Raw genomic sequence first — 18,854 nt, 5'->3', positions numbered from 1 at the left:
TCAAGATCGTAATCACCTGCAAAAACCACGAAAAGGAAGATCAAGCCATGCCTAAAAGTGTCATTATTCCGCCCGGCACCACCACACCTATCGCCCCTTTTGTGCCCGGTACCCTCGCCGATGGCGTGGTCTACGTTTCCGGCACCCTGCCATTCGACGCGCAAAATAACGTGGTGCATGTTGGCGATGCGGCTGCACAAGCCCGCCACGTACTGGAAACCATTAAAAAGGTGATAGAAACGGCTGGCGGCACCATGGATGACGTCACCTTCAACTCCATCTTCCTCACTGACTGGAGTAACTACGCCGCGATTAATCAGGTGTATGCCGAATACTTCCCTGGGGATAAACCGGCACGCTACTGCATTCAATGCGGGCTGGTGAAGCCTGATGCGCTGGTCGAGATTGCCACAGTGGCGCACATCGGCAAACAGGAGGCGTAATGCATCTGGAGATTCAGGGTTTACAGACCAGGGACGCACCGACGCTGGTGCTCTCCTCCGGCCTGGGCGGGGTGGCCGGTTTCTGGCAACCCCAGCTGGCGGCGCTGGGACAGCATTATCGCGTGGTGACCTACGACCAGCGCGGCACCGGCCGCAGCCCGGATACGCTGCCTGAAGGCTACAGCATGGCGATGATGGCCGCCGAACTGGCGGACGCGCTGGAGCAACAGGGCATCGAACGCTTTGACCTGATTGGCCATGCACTCGGCGGGTTGATTGGCCTGCAACTGGCGCTCGACTACCCACAACGCGTGGGACGCGTGGTGGTGATTAACGGCTGGTTATCACTCGATGCCCATACCGGACGCTGCTTCCAGGTACGCCAGGACCTGCTGCTCAATGTGGGCGTTGAGGCCTTTGTGCGCGCCCAGCCGCTGTTTCTTTATCCGGCCGAATGGCTGGCGCGTCATCAGTCGCGCATCGAAGCGGAAGACGCCCACCACGTCAAACATTTCCAGGGCATGGAAAACCTGCTGCGCCGCCTGCACGCGCTGAAAAGCGCCGATTTTCGCCCCCATGCGGCACGCATCACCCAGCCGGTGCTGGCCATCTACAGCCAGGATGATCTGCTGGTCCCCTGGAGTTGCTCTCAGCAGCTGGCTGCTGCGCTGCCCAACGCCAGCCTGATTGAAATGGCCTGGGGTGGGCATGCCATGAGCGTCACCGATGCAGAAAACTTCAACACGCTGTTGCTGCAATGGCTGGACGACAGCCGCGCTCAGGAGGTCACGGATGAGTGTGCATGAAGTCTTACCGACGGTTGAACGCCAGACGTTTCGCGATGCGATGTCACGCCTGGGTGCCGCCGTCAACATCATCACCACCGACGGTCCGGCTGGCCGGGCCGGTTTTACCGCCTCAGCCGTGTGCAGCGTGACCGATTCACCGCCGACGCTGCTGGTGTGCCTGAACCGTTCTGCCTCGGTGTGGCCGGTGTTTCGCGACAACGGTTACTTGTGCGTGAATACACTGGCTGCCGGACACGAAGATCTTTCAACGCTTTTTGGTGGCAAAACGCCAATGGCCGAACGCTTTCTCGCCGCCCGCTGGCATACGCTCACCAGTGGCTCACCGCTGCTGGACGGCGCGCTGGTGTCGTTTGATTGCAAAATCACCCAAGTGGTCAGCGTCGGCACTCACGACACGCTATTTTGCGAGGTGCTGGCGCTGGTGCGGAATGAGGAGTCGCACGGCCTTGCCTGGTTTGACCGCGGATATCATCACTTTTCACGGCAGGAAGCCCGCTAACGCCGCCCTGCGCGGTCCGGTTCCACAGACACTCTGGAGAAGACGATGGCGAGTTCCTGGTTTCCCCGCTGGCAGAAAAAGTCAGCCTTGACTGAAAATGGGCTGATTGCACCGGATGAAACGCTGCCGCTCGGGCAGACCGTGATTCTGGGCCTGCAGCATGCTGTGGCAATGTTTGGCGCAACGGTGCTGATGCCGTTGCTGATGGGGCTGGACCCAAATCTGGCGATTCTGGTTTCCGGGATTGGCACGCTGTTGTTCTTTGTCATCACCGGGGGACGCGTGCCCAGCTATCTCGGTTCCAGTGCGGCCTTTGTTGGCGTGATTATCGCCGTCACCGGCTTCAATGGTCAGGGTCTCAACCCCAACCTCTCACTGGCGCTCGGTGGGGTGATCGCCTGTGGTGCCTTGTATACGCTGATTGGTTTTGTGGTGATGAAAGTGGGTACCGGCTGGATCGAACGGCTGATGCCACCCGTAGTCACCGGCGCGGTTGTCATGGCGATTGGGCTGAATCTCGCCCCGATTGCGGTACATAGCGTGTCGTCCTCAATGTTCGATAGCTGGATGGCGGTGATGACGGTGCTGTGTATTGGTCTGGTGGCGGTGTTTACCCGAGGCATGGTGCAGCGCTTGCTGATCCTGGTCGGTCTGATCGTCGCCTGGGCCATCTATGCCCTGCTGACCAATGTCATGGGGTTTGGCAAGCCGGTCGACTTCACTGGCGTCGCCAACGCGGCCTGGTTTGGCCTGCCGCATACCACCACGCCGGTGTTTGATATGCAGGCGATCGTGATGATCGCGCCGGTGGCCATCATTCTGGTGGCGGAGAACCTCGGACATATTAAAGCAGTGGCGGGCATGACCGAGCGCAATCTTGATCCCTGGATGGGGCGGGCCTTCGTCGGTGACGGCCTGGCCACCATGCTCTCGGGTTCAATCGGTGGCAGCGGTGTGACAACTTATGCGGAAAACATTGGCGTGATGGCCGTTACAAAAGTCTATTCCACGCTGGCCTTTGTCGCTGCGGCGGTGATTGCTTTGGTGCTGGGCTTCTCACCCAAATTTGGCGCACTGATCCACACCATTCCCGGCCCGGTGATTGGTGGTGCATCGATTGTGGTGTTTGGTCTGATTGCCGTGGCCGGGGCACGTATCTGGGTGCAAAATCACGTCGATTTCAGCCAGAACAGCAATCTGATTATGGTGGCAACCACGCTGGTACTGGGGGCCGGGGATTTCGCGCTGAAAATTGGTAACTTCACCCTGGGCGGCATCGGCACCGCTACCTTCGGTGCCATCATTCTCAACGCAATTCTGCGCCGTCGCGGTGCCAGCCTGGGTGAGAACCAGACGGCACGCCAAAACAGTTAGGGTTCCTGCATCTCCTGCGGTGCCAGCTCCGGCACCGCTTTTTTACGCCGGATGCGTAATTCACTGACGATCACCCCGCAGACAATCAACGCTCCCCCCAGCAAGGCCGCTGCCGGTAAACGTTCACCTGCCAGCCGCCCCACTACCCCTGCCCAAACCGGTTCACCGGCATAGATCACCGTCGCACGCGTCGGTGAGACACTGCGCTGCGCCCAGTTCATGGTGACCTGAATCAGGGCACTGGCGGCACCGAGACCCAGCGCACTCAGCACCAGCGGCGTGCTGAGGGTCGGTAACGTTTCCCCATTGGGGATCATAAACACGAAAGCACAGGCCGATGCGACGGCCAGCTGGATCAGCGTCACACGACGCACATCAACCTGACCAGCAAACCGGCTGATCAGAATGATTTCAGCGGCAATCGCCAGGGTGCTCAGCAGGGTGGCCATTTCACCGGCGTTCAGGGCGAAACGGCCATCCTGCGGACCCGCCACCAGCAACAAGCCAATAAACGCCAGCAGAATCCCCAGCCACGCCATTAATCCGGGTGGGCGACGTAAAAACAGCCACTGCAATAGCGGCACCACTGGCACGTAAAGCGCAGTCAGAAAGGCGGACTGGCTGCTGGAAATGGTTTGCATACCCCAGGTTTGCAGGCCATAGCCTCCGGCGATAGCCACACCAATCAACGCCCCCGCCTTGCACTCCAGCCAGGTGGTTTGCTTCAGGTAACGGCGGAAGAAAAAAGCCAGCAGTAACGCCGCCGTCGCAAAACGCAGACCAACGAAGAAGAATGGGCCGGAATGAGCCATCGCCCGATGCACCACCAGAAAGGTGCCGCCCCAGACCATGGTAATGAAGATCAACACAAGTTCCTGGCGCGTCAGGCGCAGGGAAAGACGAGAAGAAGCTGAAGACATAAAGCACCACGATGTGAATTCGGGCGTCATTTTCGCAGAGTCAGAAGGCGTTGTCACCGCCGGGCGCTCCCGGCGGCGGAGGGAATTACTGTACAGCCGGATTATTTCTTACCGCGGCTGCGTCCCCCTTTTTCACCTGCTTCGGAAGCGCGCTGCGGGTCGTTTCTGAAATTCCCGCCGCTATTCTTACCGCCTTTACGGCCTGCTTCCGCGGCTCTTTCGCGATCTTCCGCGAAATTACCCGATCCTCCACGATGTTGGGCCATCATTTCCTCCGAGAGAGTTTTCGCATCTGTGGTCAGGACTTTTCACATGCAAGGGGTGAAAAGCGCAGGTGGCACGTTTTCCGGACCACCCGATTAAAGAATAGCCAATAGCGTTGCGTTTATGGCTGATATTTATACTTTGAAACACATATTCTTCTTAATTTCTTCTACGATTTGGCATTTTACGCCAGATGACAAGCGCTTAGCCGAGTATTAAGCGAAGCCGCAGCTAAGCGGCTGTGCTGTTCAGCGGCAGGTCACGCAGGCTCTTCTATACTTCAGATTACGTGTTCAAACCCCGCAGGAAGAAAAAAGATGGCGAAAATTCTGGTGCTTTATTATTCCATGTACGGACATATTGAAACCATGGCGCAGGCCATTGCTGAAGGCGCACGTCGGGTGAACGGTGCGGAAGTGACGATATTGCGCGTGCCGGAAACCATGGACGCCGAACGCTTCGCGCAGGTCGGCGGCAAGGTCAATCAGCCAGCCACTGAGGCAACCCCCGAAGATCTCCCACAATACGATGCCATCATCCTCGGCACCCCCACGCGTTTCGGTAACATGGCCGGTCAGATGCGTAACTTCCTCGACCGCACTGGCGGGCTGTGGGCCTCAGGCGCGCTCTACGGCAAAATTGCCAGCGTGTTTGCCTCCACCGGCACCGGCGGCGGCCAGGAGCAAACCATCACTTCGGTCTGGACCACCCTCGCCCACCACGGCATGGTGATTGTCCCCATCGGTTATGGCACCAAAGAACTTTTCGATATCTCCCATGTGCGCGGCGGCACCCCTTATGGGGCCACCACCATTGCCGGGGGCGATGGATCGCGCCAGCCTTCTGCAGAAGAACTCGATATCGCCCGTTTCCAGGGCGAACATGTCGCCGGTCTGGCGGTAAAACTGAAAGGATAAATCCACAACAGGAGACCTTTATGGCAACAGAACAGTCTAAAGCTCACCACGTGGGCGAATGGGCCAAACTACGCCACACCTCTACAGAAATCGCAGAAGCGATATTCGAAGTTGCTAACTATGACGAACGCCTGGCAGAAGAAATCTGGCGTCAACAGGGCAGCGATGAAGTGTTGTTTCGCGCCTTTGATAAGACCGATCAGGACGTCCTGACGTGGGATGATAAGACGGTTGAGCGTAAAAACATCTGAATCTCAGGCGGGCCAGTCCCGCCTTTGTCGTCTTAATTGACCAAGGAGCGTTGTATGTCTTCCTATCAAAGTATCAATCCCGCCAATAATCAGTTGCTAAAGAGCTGGTCATCGCATGATGCCGCTTATGTGCAGCAGGCGCTGGAGACTGCCGATCGTCTTTACCACTCCGACTGGTGCAAAGGAGATATCCAACCGCGACTGCAGGTGCTGAAACGTCTGGCGGATCTGATCGATGCGCGCGTTGAACAACTGGCGACCATCGCCAGCCAGGAGATGGGCAAGCTGATTGGTCAAAGCCGTGGCGAAGTCAAAATTTGTGCCCAAATCGCCCGCTACTATGCCGAACACGCGGCAACGCTGCTGCAACCGCAAGCCTATCCCAGCGATGTGGGTGATGCCTGGCTGGAATATCATCCGGTTGGCGTGATTGTGGCGGTGGAACCCTGGAACTTCCCCTATTACCAACTGATGCGGGTGCTGGCTCCGAACCTGGCGCTGGGCAACCCGGTACTGGCAAAACACGCCAACATTGTGCCGCACTGCGCCGATGCCTTCGAAAAACTGGTACATGAGGCGGGAGCACCACCTGGAGCCTGGACCAATCTGTATATTTCGAATGATCAGGTGGCGGATTTGATCGCCGATGATCGTGTTCAGGGCGTGGCGCTCACCGGATCTGAACGGGCAGGCAGCGCAGTGGCGCAGCAGGCCGGTAAGTATCTGAAGAAATCGACGCTGGAACTGGGTGGCAACGATGTGTTTGTGGTGCTGGACGATGCCGACCTCGATGAAGCCGTGCGCCAGGGGGCGCAGGCACGTCTCAGCAACTGTGGCCAGGTTTGTACCGCAGCGAAGCGCTTTATCGTTCATGAGCAGGTTGCCGAGCGCTTTATGACAAAATTCAGTGCCGCCCTGCAATCGGCTGTTGCAGGCGATCCATTGGATGAGAAAACCACCCTCGGACCACTGTCATCACAGGATGCGCGCGAGCGCCTGATTAAACAGGTTGATGAGGCTATCGCGCATGGCGCGCAGGTGGAGATTGGCGGGCGGGCCATTGCTGGCGTCGGTAATTACTTCCAGCCGACGATTCTCACCGGCCTGACGCCTGACAATCCGGCCTATTATCAGGAGTTCTTTGGCCCGGTGGCTCAGGTCTATGTGGTGGCTAACGACAGTGCTGCCGTGGCGCTGGCGAATGACTCGCATTATGGCCTTGGTGGCTCGGTATGGACGCGGGATATTGCTCGCGGGCGCAAAATGGCAGCGCAAATCGAAACCGGGATGGTGTTTATCAATTCACAAAGCGATACCGCAGCGGAACTGCCCTTTGGTGGCGTGAAACGCTCCGGCTATGGACGGGAGCTGTCTGATCTCGGTCTGAAAGAGTTTGCCAACCAGAAACTGGTGGTGGTGGCCGGATAAACAAAAACCCCGCCGCGGCGGGGTTTTTTAACGGCGGGCAACTTAGTTGCTGGCCGCCGGGGCGGTCGCATCGCTCTTATCTGATTTAGCCGGCGCATCCGCTTTGGCCTTTTCAGCAGCAGCGGCATCCGCTTTCGCTTTCTCTTCCGCAGCTTTCTGGGCGGTGGCTTTCTCGGCTTTCGCCTTCGCTTCCGCTGCTTTGTCCGCTTTCACCTTCTCTTCTGCGGCTTTGGCATCTGCGGCTTTCTGCGCGGCCGCTTTGTCCGCCGCCGCTTTATCTGCGGTGGCTTTATCGGCAGCGGCCTGATCGGCCTGGACCTGCGCGTCGTCACTGGTCGTCGCTGACGCGGCGGCCTGTTCTGGCTGAACAGCAGCCGGTGCTGGAGCAGCAGGCTGCAACGGCGTGCCCTGCAAGGCGGCATTCAGCACACTGGCGAACTGATCCCAGCTGCAATAACCGTTAGCATCGGCATCACAACCCGCCAGTTGCAGCGTGACACGCTTCGGCGGATTCTTCAGGCTCAGCACATCAGCATTACGCAGCTGATCGCTGGTCTGATAGACATATTCCACCTTCAGCAGATCTTTGTTGTTTTTTGCATCGTGCCAGCGTTCAAACACCACCTGGCCACCAATCGGTGTCTTCTCATCGTTGCCCGGCAGCTCATACGGCTTCACCTGCAACGCACTCAGCAGCGAAGCGATGTTCGAATCATGCCCTACCATCAACGTCACTTTCGGCGCGTTGGCTTTGTCCTGATCGATCAACTGGCTGCGGATATAATCCACCAGCGGTGCCGCCACTTCGCGTGCCACATCCGGTGAAGCGAACAACGCATCCTGATAACCATTTTTAATCGCTGCCAGTTCTTTCCACTGCTCAGGCGTTTTGATCTGCCCCCAGGCGACCTGGTCCAGCGGGAAACCTTCGTAATATTGCAGGGTGAAGGCATCGATCAGTGAATTGCCGACTTTCAGTGGACCATTGACGTTCGGCTCTTTGCCATTATCGGCGCTGAAGGTGTTCTGGCCGCTGCTCAAATCACACTGTTTCTTGCCATTGCAGGCCGGGGAAGATTTGTAATCAATAATTTTTTCGAGGTACTGGTAAGCCGGTTTTAACGCCAGCTTTTCGTTGGCAGCGGTCATTGCTGACAGGGCTTTTTTGTTGAAATCGTCACTGCCATCAGTGACCACCGGATTGAACACCGGATCCATGGTGCCCATGGCATCCTGATGCGTCACGGCGATGTCACATCCAGGGAAAGCGCCATTCACGAAGAACTGGGCTGTTGCCACGGTGCGTTGCAGACTGTTGGCATAGACAAATACGTTGCTGCTGTCCGGGCAGGCGCCATTTTCTACCAGGCCCTGCTGAGCCAGCCACTGACGGGTATAGTTACCCATGTAGACTTCCAGCACCCCACCTTTGGTGGTGAGCTGACCACCGGGCACATCCCACTGCGGCCAGCTTTTTTTCGTTGATTGCTCCAGCACGCTACCGTTGTTTGCCAGCGGTGCGCGCAGATTGTGACGGCTCAGCATCAGTACCTGCTGCAGCTGCATGTCCCCTTCCGCAGCCTGCGCTGCCATGCCCATCGGTAACGCAGCGATGACTGACAACGCGCAAAGACTCAGTTTCTTGATCATTGTGCCTATTCCATAATTCATCAGTGAAACACTCTGGCATTCAAACGATTAGCTCGGCCACAGAGCGAATTGCCCCACAGTGTAACCCAGCTTGCCTGGGAAAATCGCCAGATGTTTGCAAAAACCGTGAATGGACTATAGCAGAACAGAGCCTCGCCGTAGGCTTAAGGCAGCAGATTGAAAAGCAACGGGATGTTTTTCAGATTCTCTGAAGCAGAAATGCAAAAAGCCCGCATCGCTGCGGGCTTCTTTAATTTGGCGGAGGAAGAGAGATTCGAACTCTCGGATGGTTTCCCATCGGCGGTTTTCAAGACCGCTGCCTTAAGCCGCTCGGCCATCCCTCCTGATAAAACAAATACTTAACCCTGAACAGATTAAGTGGCGGAGGAGGAGAGATTCGAACTCTCGGATGGTTTCCCATCGGCGGTTTTCAAGACCGCTGCCTTAAGCCGCTCGGCCACCCCTCCGCAATGACGCGCACTATAAACATCCCCCCCGAAGATGTAAAGCCTGCTGCGATTCATTCGCCTGAAAAACAGCCAAAAACTATTTATTCGGTGCCATAATCGCCATTCCGCTCAGGGAAACAGCAATTTATCGCGTAAAGAAGGGTAAAACGCCTTTTCTGTCCCAGCACCGCTGCGTATTCTTTCCGCAGATTTGGTGTTCTTTCAATTTAAGGAGCGCATGATGGATAGAATTATTACGTCGTCGCAGCGGCAGTCGCTAATCAGCACCCACAAAGTGCTGCGCAATACTTATTTCTTACTTGGCCTGACACTGGCGTTCTCCGCCGTTACCGCCACACTCAGCACCGTCTTCGCCCTGCCTGCACCGGGTCTGATTCTGATGCTGGTCGGCTTTTATGGCCTGATGTTTCTGACTTACCGCCTGGCGAACAGCCCGACGGGTATTCTGGCCGCCTTTGCCTTCACCGGATTCCTTGGTTACTGCCTGGGGCCAATTCTTAACTCATTCCTCTCGGCGGGTATGGGTGATGTGATTGGCATGGCGCTGGGCGGAACCGCGCTGGTGTTCTTCTGCTGTTCGGCCTACGTCCTGACCACCCGTCGCGATATGTCATTCCTCGGCGGCATGATGATGGCGGGCTTTGTGGTGCTGCTGGTGGCGGTGGTGGCTAACCTGTTCCTGCAGCTGCCTGCCCTGCACCTGGCAATCAGCGCGCTGTTTATCCTGTTCTCAGCAGGTGCCATTTTGTGGGAAACCAGCAACATCATTCACGGCGGCGAAACCAACTATATCCGCGCCACCGTGAGCCTGTATGTCTCGCTGTACAACATCTTTGTCAGCTTGCTGAGTCTGCTGGGCTTCGCCAGCCGCGACTAACGTCAGCCAGTTCGTCATAAAACCCCGCTCCGGCGGGGTTTTGCTTTTTCTGGCGGCCCCGCCCTACAATACGCGCAAACTGAATCTGAGGAGTCACCGTGATTTTTGCCGGTAAAGAGATTGCCACCGATGCGGAAGGCTATCTGAAAAACAGCGCCGACTGGAACGAGCCACTGGCGGAAGCCATCGCAGCAACAGAAGACATCACTCTGAGCGAAGCGCACTGGGAGGTGGTCCATTTTGTGCGCGCCTTCTATCTGGAATTTAACACTTCACCGGCAATTCGCATGCTGGTGAAAGCCATGGCACAAAAATATGGCGAGGAGAAAGGCAACAGCCGCTATCTGTTCCGCCTGTTCCCGGAAGGCCCGGCAAAGCAGGCAACAAAAATTGCCGGGTTGCCGAAGCCAGCGAAGTGTCTGTAATCAGCCCGTGGTAAAACGACTGGGTGGTTCTGTCGGTTGATGGGGTTCCACCAGCACTTTTTCCACGCGAGCACTGCGCGGGCCGCCCGCTTTCAACCAGTCGATTAATGCTGTGACCTGCGCGTCTTCTCCCCAGGCCAGCACTTCCACGCTGCCATCATTCAGGTTACGTGCATAACCTTTTACACCTAACTCTTTGGCCTGCGCCTGCGTACTGTAGCGAAACCCAACGCCCTGCACCAGGCCGTGCACCCAGATTTTGAAGCAGGTTGTGGCCATTGTGCTCCCCCATCACTGTTCATTGCATTTTGCCGCCATCCACCGGAAAATGGCGCCTCATTTTTTCAGGTAAGCATAGCAAACTATGACTGTTCGATTGATTCTCGCTAAGGGACGTGAAAAATCCCTGCTCCGCCGCCATCCCTGGGTATTTTCGGGTGCCGTTGCCCGCATGGAAGGTAAAGCCCAATCCGGGGAAACCATTGATATTTGTGACAGCAATGGTAAATGGCTGGCCCGTGCCGCTTATTCACCGCAATCGCAAATTCGGGCGCGCGTCTGGAGCTGGCAACAGGATGAGTCGATCGACATTGCCTTCTTTGTCCGCCGTTTTACCCAGGCACAGCAGTGGCGCAGCTGGCTGGCGCAGCGCGATGGTCTGGATAGCTACCGTCTTATTGCCGGTGAATCGGACGGCATGCCCGGCGTGACCATTGACCGTTTCGGTAATTTCCTGGTGCTGCAGCTGCTGTCCGCCGGTGCCGAATACCAGCGTCCGGCCATTGTTTCTGCCCTGCAGCAGTACTTCCCGGAATGCGCGATTTACGATCGTTCCGACGTGGCAGTGCGCAAAAAAGAGGGACTGGAGCTGACACAAGGTCCGGTGTGTGGGGAATTGCCACCGCCGCTGCTACCGATCACCGAACATGGCATGAAATTGCTGGTGAATATTCAGGGTGGTCATAAAACCGGTTATTACCTTGATCAGCGTGACAGCCGCTTTGCCACACGCCGTTACGCCGACAACGCACGCGTGTTGAACTGCTTCTCTTACACTGGCGGCTTTGCGGTATCGGCATTGATGGGCGGCTGCCGCGAAGTGATCAGCGTTGATACCTCGCAGGACGCCCTGGACGTGGCGAAACAGAACGTGGAACTCAATGGTCTGGATGTCTCCCGCGCCCAGTTCCTGCGTGACGATGTGTTTAAGTTACTGCGTCGTTACCGTGACAGCGGTGAAAAGTTTGATGTCATCGTGATGGATCCACCGAAATTCGTTGAGAACAAAAATCAACTGACCGGTGCCTGTCGGGGTTACAAAGATATCAATATGCTGGCGATTCAGTTGCTGAACCCCGGCGGCATTCTGATGACCTTCTCCTGCTCAGGACTGATGGCGACCGATTTATTCCAGAAAATCATCGCTGACGCCGCCGTCGATGCCGGCCGTGATGTACAATTTATTGAGCAGTTCCGTCAGGCAGCCGACCACCCGGTGATCGCCAGCTATCCTGAAGGGCTTTATCTGAAAGGTTTCGCCTGCCGCGTGCTGTGACTTGAAAAAGCTGCCTCTGCCTCCATATCTTCAGCAGGGTAGCATTTTGGGAGGTCACTATGATTGCCAGTAAATTTGGAATTGGACAGCAGGTCCGACACCGTCTCTCCGGGGTGCTCGGTGTGATTGTGGATGTTGATCCGGAGTATTCGCTGGACGAACCTAAGCTGGAAGAAGTGGGTGCCGCTGAGAAACTGCGCGCAGCACCCTGGTATCATGTGGTGATGGAAGATGAAGAGGGCGAGCAGGTTCACACCTACGTCGCTGAAATTCAGCTTGCTGGTGAAACATCATTTGAACATCCGGAACAACCTTCCATGGATGAACTGGCTGCGTCGATTCGGCAGCAGTTACAGGCACCACGCCTGCGTCATTAAGCAAAAACGGCGACCTCAGGTCGCCGTTTGTTTTAATGCACCGGTTGCACCAGGCCCAGTCGCGGTATTTCAATTTTTGGACAACGATCCATTATCACCGTCAAACCCGCATCCTGCGCCAGCACGGCGGCCTGTTCATTGATCACACCAAGTTGGAACCATAGCGTCTTCGCGCCAATAGCAATGGCTTCCTGCGCCACTCCCCACGCTGCTTCGGCATTGCGAAACACATCCACCATATCAATGCTACCCGGAATATCGGCCAGTGTGGCGTAGGCTGTTTGTCCCAGCAGCTGCTGACCGGCCAGTTTCGGGCTGACCGGAATCACGTCGTAACCCTGATCAAGCAAAAATTTCATCACGCCATAGCTGGGACGATCAGGGCGATCGCTGGCACCCACCAGCGCAATACGTTTGCTGTGGGTCAAAACATCACGAATGGTTTGATCGTTCATGCATCTCTCCTTTTTTCACTCGCCTGAGTGTAAATGGCATCAGCTGGCCTCGCACAACTCCCTTAGCGGAAAAGTTTGCGCGGCAGCACGAATAAGTATGTTAAAATGTAAACTAACTGCCATAATGTAATAATTTGCTACACATCACTGATTTGCGCCCAGTTCACGGGAGTTGAAATGAAGCTGTTTTTCGCTGTTACGGGTTTGATAATGCTACTCGTATCAGCATCCTGCCATGCCATTACCCTGAAACTGGATCCGGAAATCGATCTTCTGGTGCTGGATGGGCGCAAAATTTCCGGTTCACTGTTGAAAGGCGCGGACAGCCTGGAACTGGAACGCGGACAACACCAGTTTCTGTTTCGCGTGGAAAAATCACCTGACTCAACACCTCGCAACGCCCCGCATTATCAGTCCGTGCCGATGATTGTGACCTTCACCGCCACAGCCAAAACCGTCGCTATTCGTCTGCCCGCGCTGGACAACCGCCGCGAGCGCTCCACCTTCGACAGAACACTCAATTTCCAGCTGGTGGATGAACAAGGGAAAGAAATCGCCAGCATTCGTGACCGTCTGCCACAGCCGGACGGCGGCGACCTGGAACAGGCTATGCTCAAGTATAACCGCAATGGTCAGGCCGCTTCCGTGCCGCGCTTTGCCGTACAAACCAGCAGCATCTCTGACGCTCAGATGAACGCAGATTTCGCCTGGCAGGACGTCAGTGACCTGCCTTCATTACAACGCTGGTTTGAACGTTTTGATGCCGCCACCCGTTTGCGTTTTCTCAGTTGGATGAAAACCTTACGCGCAAGTTGATAGGAACGAAACGCCAGGGGTAAACTCGATGTATTACTTACATCGACCGCTAAGAATCAGGAAGCCCCATGGAGCAAACCGTTCGTACCCTCAATATTCAAAAACATATCGCCCTTGTCGCTCACGATCACTGCAAAGCCTCGTTGCTGGATTGGGTGCAGAAAAATCAAAGCGTGCTGCAGTCACATGTGTTGTACGCCACTGGTACCACCGGCAATCTTATCAATCGTCATACCGGTCTGGATGTTAACGCCATGCTGAGTGGCCCGATGGGCGGCGATCAGCAGGTTGGCGCGCTGATTTCGGAAGGTAAAATTGATGTGCTGTTCTTCTTCTGGGACCCGCTAAACGCCGTACCACACGATCCGGACGTCAAAGCGTTGCTGCGCCTGGCGACAGTCTGGAATATCCCGGTGGCGACTAACCGCTCCACCGCAGATTTCCTGATCCAGTCGCCGTTGTTTGCCCGTGAAGTGGAGATCCAGATCCCTGATTACCCACGTTACCTGGCAGAACGCCTTCAATCGTAATGCATCAGGCTTTCCGGTTCTGCGGCACGCCTAAATCACGGAAATGCCCGACAAAAACGGAAGGCCGATCTTTATCGAACAGCAACCATACCTGCTGACGTGCACGCGTCAGCGCCACGTAGGCTAAGCGACGTTCTTCTGCGTCAGGGAAAGCCTCAGGCTGCGGTAACAATCCCTGTTCCATAATGGATTCGCGTGCTGCCGCCGGGAATCCATCGCGCCCTTCATGCAAGCCGAGCACAATGACATAATCCGCCTGCTGCCCTTTGCTGGCATGGATGGTCATGAAATCCAGTTGCAGTTTTGGCCAGCGGGTTTTGGCTTTATCCAGCAACGCCGGGCGTAAATGATGGTAGCGTGCCAGCAGCAGAACACGTTCCTCCGGTTTCACGTAACCACTTAACTTATCGAGCAATGGTTCAAGTTGCTCCTGCGCCAGTAACGTCACCGACTTCTTGTTACCTTTGGTCAGACTATTCAGCGGCTTGCGCAACTGGTGTGGGTTTTGCTGCACAAAACGATTGGCAATCTCACCAATACGATCGTTAAAGCGATAAGTGGTATCCAGCACGCAGCGGTCACCTTCGCCAAAATAATGATGGAAGGCGGTGGTCAGGCTCATCTCCGCGCCGCTAAAACGATAAATGGCCTGCCAGTCATCACCTACAGCAAACAGCGCCGTGCGTTTGTTTTGCTGACGCAATGCGGTCAGTAATGCAGCACGCTGCGGGGAGATGTCCTGAAATTCATCCACCAGAATATGTTTCCAGGGACTGATAAACCGTCCTTTCTCCAGGATGGCAATCGCCTGATGGATCAAACCGGAGAAATCGACAGCCCCCTCCTCTTTCAGCGCGCTTTTCCATGCTTTCAGGATCGGAGCCATCAACTTAATACGTTTGCTAAATTGATCGCGATGTTCTTCCGGTACATCATCAATCATCGCGGTCTGCGCACCGCCGTGCATGCGCATCAGCCCCAGCCAGCGTTCCAGACGCGATGCCAGGCGCTGCGCCAGTTTGTCATCCTGCCAGAATGGCCCGTCGGCAATTTCCCATTCCAGCTCCTCCTGGAGCCACTGACGCCAGCCGCTGGCCTGAGCTTTTTTACTGCCGCATTGTTCACGCCAGGCCTCGATCAGCAATTGACGGCGGGCTTTACTGTCACTTTCCAGTTTGCTGATGGCCGGTTGTTTATTGCTGCCCTCGCGAATGATATGCAAAGCCAGCGCATGGAAGGTACGCGCCTGAATTGCGCTTTCCCCAAGCCTGGTCTGAATGCGGTCATTCATCTCTTCTGCCGCCTGACGTCCAAACGCCAGCAACAAAATTTGTTCCGGCTGTGCCAGTTTGCGCCTTAGCAACCAGCCCGCCCGCGCGACCAGCACCGAGGTTTTGCCACTGCCGGCACCCGCCAGCACCAGCAACGCGTCCTCACCATTGACCACAGCTTCACATTGCGAGGGGTTCAACGGGGTCGTTTCCACCGTTGAGAAGAACGCCTGATACTCCTGCAGAACTTTGGTGGTCCATTCACGATTGCGCTGACGGATGGCTGCGTCACCCTGTTCCAGCCATTGCTGGCAGAATTGCCACAGTTCGCGGCAATTTTCGAACTTTTCAAGACGTGATGTTGGCAAAGGTAGCGCGGAGAATTGCCGGGTGATATTTTCCTTCACCGCGTTGAGTTCGCTGCGTTTCAGCCAGCGGTCCTGCCCGGTAAAAGCAAAGATTTCCTGTTGTAAGTGAGTCAGCACATCAACGCAGACCTCACTCATCTCCTCGCTCCAGCGTTGCCAGGCTTGTTGCAGATAATGAAAAAAGCGCTGCGTTTCCTGCCACTCGGTGCCGTGCAGTCGCACCACCTGGTCTGCTGGTAGCAAAAATTCCAGCTCACCCCATACCAATCCCCGCTTACAAACGATATCTAATAACTGATTGAAAGGTATGAGGTATTCATGACGATCGCCGCTGACTTCAACCCCTGCAGCCAGCAGACGCACGCGATTATAAGGGTGCTGTGCAAGACGTTTACCCATTGATGTTGCTTTCAGTTCCATGTCTGCACCGTCTTCAGGAATAGGATTATCGCGCAGTTTACCTGCCAGACCCTTGACGCTCCAGCCTTAAAACAGGCTAAACTTGGCGACACATATTGCGGATTGCAAAAGGAAAATCGTGTTATGCGCACCGTGCTCAATATTCTCAACTTTGTACTGGGGGGCGTTTTTACCACCCTTAGCTGGCTGCTGGCGACCCTCATCAGCATCATTCTCATCTTCACGTTGCCGTTGACGCGCTCCTGCTGGGAGATCACCAAACTCTCGCTGCTGCCATTTGGTAATGAAGCAGTACATATCGATGTACTGCGTCCGGACAGTAAAAACAACGTCATGAACGCGGGTGGCACCTTCCTCAACATCTTCTGGCTGGTGTTTTTCGGCTGGTGGCTGTGCCTGATGCATATTTCTGCCGGCATTGTGCAATGTCTGACGATTATCGGCATCCTTGTTGGCATTGCCAATTTCAAGATTGCTGCCATCGCCTTGTGGCCAGTGGGGCGTCGCGTGGTGTCGGTGGAAGAAGCTCAGGCAGCGCGGGAAGCCAATGCCCGCCGTCGTTACTAAGGCTGAACCATGATATATGATGCTTTACCCGGCTGGCGTCGTTATCTGTTTAACAGCAGCCTGCGTTATTTACTGCGTATTTTTTTCGCCCTTGCGGGGTGCGCCGCCGTCCCCTGGTGGTTACAGCAAATTGAGTGGACCATTCCTCTCACACTCGGCGTGGTGGCCGCCGCACTGGCTGATCTCGACGATCGTCTGGCAGGACGCCTGCGTAACTTGCTGATCACCCTTATCTGTTTTTGTATCGCGTCGGTATCGGTCGAATTGCTGTTCCCCTATCCCTGGGCCTTCACCATCGGCCTGGCGCTTTCAACCTGGGGATTTATTTTGCTGGGTGCGCTTGGACAGCGCTATGCCACCATCGCCTTTGGTGCCCTGCTTATCGCAGTCTATACCATGCTGGGCACGGGCCTGTTTCACCAATGGTGGATGCAGCCATCCCTCCTGTTGGTGGGGGCTTTGTGGTACAACCTGCTGACCTTAATCGGCCATCTGATCTTCCCGGTACGCCCGGTTCAGGAACAATTGGCAGCCAGTTTTTCCCAGCTGGCGCGCTATCTGGATGCCAAAGCCAGCCTGTTTGATCCCGATGGTGGGGAGCTGGATGATGCCGCGCTGATCGCCACCGCCATGGCAAACAGTCAATTGGTGGCTCAGCTAAACCTCACCAAAAGTACCATTCAGAGTCGATTACGTGGCGACCGGGGTTCCCGCAGCACCAGGCGCAGCCTGCATTATTATTTTGTGGCCCAGGATATTCATGAACGCGCCAGCTCATCGCATCTGCAATATCATCAGCTGCGCGACGACTGGCGCTACAACGAAGTGCTGTTTCGTTTTCAGCGCTTGCTGAATATGCAGGCACACGCCTGCCGTCAGCTGGCTGAGAACATTTTATTACGCCAGCCCTGGCACCACGATACACACTTTGAACGTGCCTTTGAGCGGCTTGAAACCGCGCTGGCACGCTTGCAGCAAAGCGCCCCCGATGAAGCCAATATCCGAGCCCTGTTCTGGCTGCTACGCAATTTGCGCGCAATGGACGCTCAATTGGCTTCGATTGAATCAGAACAAAAGCTGGCGCAACCCGCGACCTCAAGCGATGACAACCTTTCCAGCGATGAGATAAGCGGTTGGGCCGATATCCGCTTGCGCATTAGCCGCCATCTCACCCCGACTTCAGCGCTATTCCGTCACGCAGTCAGAATGACGTTGGTGTTATGTGTCGGTTATGGCTTAATTCAATTAACCGGCTTACATCGCGGCTACTGGATTCTGCTCACCAGCCTGTTCGTCTGTCAGCCAAATTACAATGCCACGCGTCGTCGCCTCGCGCTGCGCATTGGCGGCACGTTGGCAGGGATAGCCATCGGTTTGCCGGTGTTGTGGCTGGTGCCTTCAATCGAGGGTCAGCTAATATTGATTGTCCTCAGCGGTGTGCTGTTCTTCGCCTTTCGGCAAATACAATATGCACAGGCGACATTGTTCATTACCCTGCTGGTGCTGCTGTGCTTCAACCTGCTGGGTGAAGGTTTTGAAGTCGCGCTGCCGCGTGTGCTGGATACGCTGCTGGGCTGTGGTCTGGCATGGTTGGCCGTGGCCTTTGTCTGGCCAGACTGGCAATTCCGTCAGTTACCTGCCGTAGCCGAGCGCACCCTAAATGCCAACTGTCGATACCTTGATGCCATTATGGAGCAATATCATCAGGGTAAAGATAACCGTCTGGCTTACCGTGTGGCCCGCCGCGATGCACACAACGCGGATGCAGAACTGGCCTCGGTAGTTTCCAATATGAGCAGTGAAGCCCGTTACCAACAATCATTACGGGAAAACGCCTTTCGGATGCTGTGCCTGAATCACTCCTTTCTCAGCTATATTTCGGCGCTCGGGGCGCATCGTGTTGGTCTGAGCGACCCGACGTTACTGGCGTTGCTGGATGATGCGGTATGCTTCGTTGAAGATGTTCTGCAAATTGAACGCGTCAGCGATGCTGAGGCCGACCGGATGCAGCAAGCCCTGCTGCATCGTCTGGCCGGAATGAAAGCCAGTCCGGAAACGCAGGCACCGTTAGTTTTGCAACAGCTGGGATTACTGATCGCCCTGCTGCCGGAAATTGCACGCCTGCGTCGCATCCTTGTGGCGGGTTAAAATGGAACTCGCTCTGCTGT

At 55.7% G+C, this 18,854-nt stretch carries 21 protein-coding genes and 2 tRNA genes; 15 read left to right on the top strand and 8 right to left on the bottom strand.

Going from position 1 to position 18,854, the window contains the following annotated elements:
• Window positions 1-47 precede the first annotated feature (47 nt).
• Genes rutC through rutG form a run of 4 tightly spaced genes read left to right on the top strand, consistent with a single transcriptional unit; the run spans window position 48 to window position 3,125 of the window.
• Window positions 48-443 (top strand): pyrimidine utilization protein C, encoded by a 396-nt coding sequence (gene rutC, locus CUN67_RS06885; RefSeq protein ID WP_013508575.1) that lies wholly within the window; start codon window positions 48-50, stop codon window positions 441-443.
• The gene (gene rutD / locus CUN67_RS06880) at window positions 443-1,249 is read left to right on the top strand and encodes a pyrimidine utilization protein D (protein WP_208714566.1); all 807 of its coding nucleotides are present in this window, start codon (window positions 443-445) and stop codon (window positions 1,247-1,249) included. Before rutC ends, rutD begins: the two co-directional genes overlap by 1 nt.
• Entirely contained in the window at window positions 1,236-1,751 is a 516-nt protein-coding gene (gene rutF / locus CUN67_RS06875) for an NADH-dependent FMN reductase RutF (protein WP_208714565.1), read from the top strand. The genes rutD and rutF overlap by 14 nt, the downstream gene beginning before the upstream one ends.
• A gap of 45 nt (window positions 1,752-1,796) precedes the next feature.
• Window positions 1,797-3,125 carry a pyrimidine utilization transport protein G gene (rutG, locus tag CUN67_RS06870; RefSeq protein WP_208714564.1) on the top strand — a complete coding sequence of 443 codons (1,329 nt, stop codon included), beginning with the start codon at window positions 1,797-1,799 and terminating at the stop codon, window positions 3,123-3,125.
• Here the strand turns inward: rutG and CUN67_RS06865 are convergent.
• On the bottom strand, window positions 3,122-4,045 hold the full coding sequence (locus tag CUN67_RS06865) for a DMT family transporter (protein ID WP_208714563.1): 924 nt from the start codon (window positions 4,043-4,045) through the stop codon (window positions 3,122-3,124). The two genes, rutG and CUN67_RS06865, sit on opposite strands and share 4 nt — an antisense overlap.
• Before the next feature lie 101 nt (window positions 4,046-4,146).
• Complete coding sequence (locus CUN67_RS06860) at window positions 4,147-4,311, bottom strand: general stress protein (protein WP_084873757.1); 165 nt, start codon at window positions 4,309-4,311, stop codon at window positions 4,147-4,149.
• 315 nt (window positions 4,312-4,626) lie between these two features.
• Between CUN67_RS06860 and wrbA the strand changes: the two genes are divergently transcribed.
• From wrbA to CUN67_RS06845, 3 genes are read left to right on the top strand one after another with little or no spacing between them, the layout of a single operon-like run.
• Entirely contained in the window at window positions 4,627-5,226 is a 600-nt protein-coding gene (gene wrbA, locus CUN67_RS06855; RefSeq protein WP_084873756.1) for an NAD(P)H:quinone oxidoreductase, read from the top strand.
• Window positions 5,227-5,246: 20 nt separating this feature from the next.
• Window positions 5,247-5,477: a YccJ family protein gene (locus tag CUN67_RS06850; RefSeq protein ID WP_208714562.1), complete on the top strand. Its 231-nt coding sequence runs from the start codon at window positions 5,247-5,249 to the stop codon at window positions 5,475-5,477.
• A gap of 54 nt (window positions 5,478-5,531) precedes the next feature.
• Window positions 5,532-6,905: an NAD-dependent succinate-semialdehyde dehydrogenase gene (locus CUN67_RS06845; protein ID WP_208714561.1), complete on the top strand. Its 1,374-nt coding sequence runs from the start codon at window positions 5,532-5,534 to the stop codon at window positions 6,903-6,905.
• 42 nt (window positions 6,906-6,947) lie between these two features.
• On the opposite strand, the gene agp is transcribed toward CUN67_RS06845, so the two are convergent.
• From agp to CUN67_RS06830, 3 genes are all read right to left on the bottom strand, one after another.
• Window positions 6,948-8,555: a bifunctional glucose-1-phosphatase/inositol phosphatase gene (agp, locus tag CUN67_RS06840; protein ID WP_208714560.1), complete on the bottom strand. Its 1,608-nt coding sequence runs from the start codon at window positions 8,553-8,555 to the stop codon at window positions 6,948-6,950.
• Between the two features lie 256 nt (window positions 8,556-8,811).
• Window positions 8,812-8,899 (bottom strand) — tRNA-Ser (locus tag CUN67_RS06835).
• Window positions 8,900-8,934: 35 nt separating this feature from the next.
• Window positions 8,935-9,022, bottom strand: a tRNA-Ser gene (locus tag CUN67_RS06830).
• Window positions 9,023-9,245: 223 nt separating this feature from the next.
• On the opposite strand from CUN67_RS06830, the gene yccA reads away from it, so the two are divergent.
• Both yccA and tusE read left to right on the top strand, forming a co-directional pair.
• Window positions 9,246-9,902: an FtsH protease modulator YccA gene (gene yccA / locus CUN67_RS06825; RefSeq protein WP_084873752.1), complete on the top strand. Its 657-nt coding sequence runs from the start codon at window positions 9,246-9,248 to the stop codon at window positions 9,900-9,902.
• 98 nt (window positions 9,903-10,000) lie between these two features.
• Window positions 10,001-10,327 carry a sulfurtransferase TusE gene (tusE, locus tag CUN67_RS06820; protein WP_208714559.1) on the top strand — a complete coding sequence of 109 codons (327 nt, stop codon included), beginning with the start codon at window positions 10,001-10,003 and terminating at the stop codon, window positions 10,325-10,327.
• Here the strand turns inward: tusE and yccX are convergent, their stop codons facing one another.
• Window positions 10,328-10,606, bottom strand: a complete 279-nt coding sequence (gene yccX / locus CUN67_RS06815; protein WP_208714558.1) for an acylphosphatase — start codon at window positions 10,604-10,606, stop codon at window positions 10,328-10,330.
• An 85-nt stretch (window positions 10,607-10,691) separates the two neighbouring features.
• On the opposite strand from yccX, the gene rlmI reads away from it, so the two are divergent.
• Both rlmI and hspQ read left to right on the top strand, forming a co-directional pair.
• Window positions 10,692-11,882, top strand: a complete 1,191-nt coding sequence (rlmI, locus tag CUN67_RS06810; RefSeq protein WP_208714557.1) for a 23S rRNA (cytosine(1962)-C(5))-methyltransferase RlmI — start codon at window positions 10,692-10,694, stop codon at window positions 11,880-11,882.
• 59 nt (window positions 11,883-11,941) lie between these two features.
• A complete protein-coding gene (gene hspQ / locus CUN67_RS06805) occupies window positions 11,942-12,259 on the top strand; it encodes a heat shock protein HspQ (protein WP_208714556.1) in 318 nt (105 codons plus the stop codon).
• 32 nt (window positions 12,260-12,291) lie between these two features.
• On the opposite strand, the gene CUN67_RS06800 is transcribed toward hspQ, so the two are convergent.
• A complete protein-coding gene (locus CUN67_RS06800; protein WP_208714555.1) occupies window positions 12,292-12,714 on the bottom strand; it encodes a CoA-binding protein in 423 nt (140 codons plus the stop codon).
• A 177-nt stretch (window positions 12,715-12,891) separates the two neighbouring features.
• Between CUN67_RS06800 and CUN67_RS06795 the strand changes: the two genes are divergently transcribed.
• Complete coding sequence (locus CUN67_RS06795; protein ID WP_208714554.1) at window positions 12,892-13,530, top strand: YccT family protein; 639 nt, start codon at window positions 12,892-12,894, stop codon at window positions 13,528-13,530.
• Window positions 13,531-13,598: 68 nt separating this feature from the next.
• Entirely contained in the window at window positions 13,599-14,060 is a 462-nt protein-coding gene (gene mgsA / locus CUN67_RS06790; RefSeq protein ID WP_208714553.1) for a methylglyoxal synthase, read from the top strand.
• A 4-nt stretch (window positions 14,061-14,064) separates the two neighbouring features.
• Here mgsA and helD read toward each other — a convergent pair whose 3' ends face one another.
• Window positions 14,065-16,119, bottom strand: coding sequence for a DNA helicase IV (helD, locus tag CUN67_RS06785; protein ID WP_208714552.1), 2,055 nt, complete (start codon window positions 16,117-16,119; stop codon window positions 14,065-14,067).
• 123 nt (window positions 16,120-16,242) lie between these two features.
• Between helD and CUN67_RS06780 the strand changes: the two genes are divergently transcribed.
• Window positions 16,243-16,686 carry a YccF domain-containing protein gene (locus CUN67_RS06780; RefSeq protein WP_208714551.1) on the top strand — a complete coding sequence of 148 codons (444 nt, stop codon included), beginning with the start codon at window positions 16,243-16,245 and terminating at the stop codon, window positions 16,684-16,686.
• Window positions 16,687-16,695: 9 nt separating this feature from the next.
• On the top strand, window positions 16,696-18,834 hold the full coding sequence (yccS, locus tag CUN67_RS06775; protein WP_208714550.1) for a YccS family putative transporter: 2,139 nt from the start codon (window positions 16,696-16,698) through the stop codon (window positions 18,832-18,834).
• The last annotated feature ends 20 nt before the right edge of the window (window positions 18,835-18,854 follow it).

The organism is Pantoea cypripedii, from assembly GCF_011395035.1.
Classification (GTDB): Bacteria; Pseudomonadota; Gammaproteobacteria; order Enterobacterales; family Enterobacteriaceae; genus Pantoea; species Pantoea cypripedii_A.
This window is presented reverse-complemented; position numbering and strand designations above follow the sequence as displayed.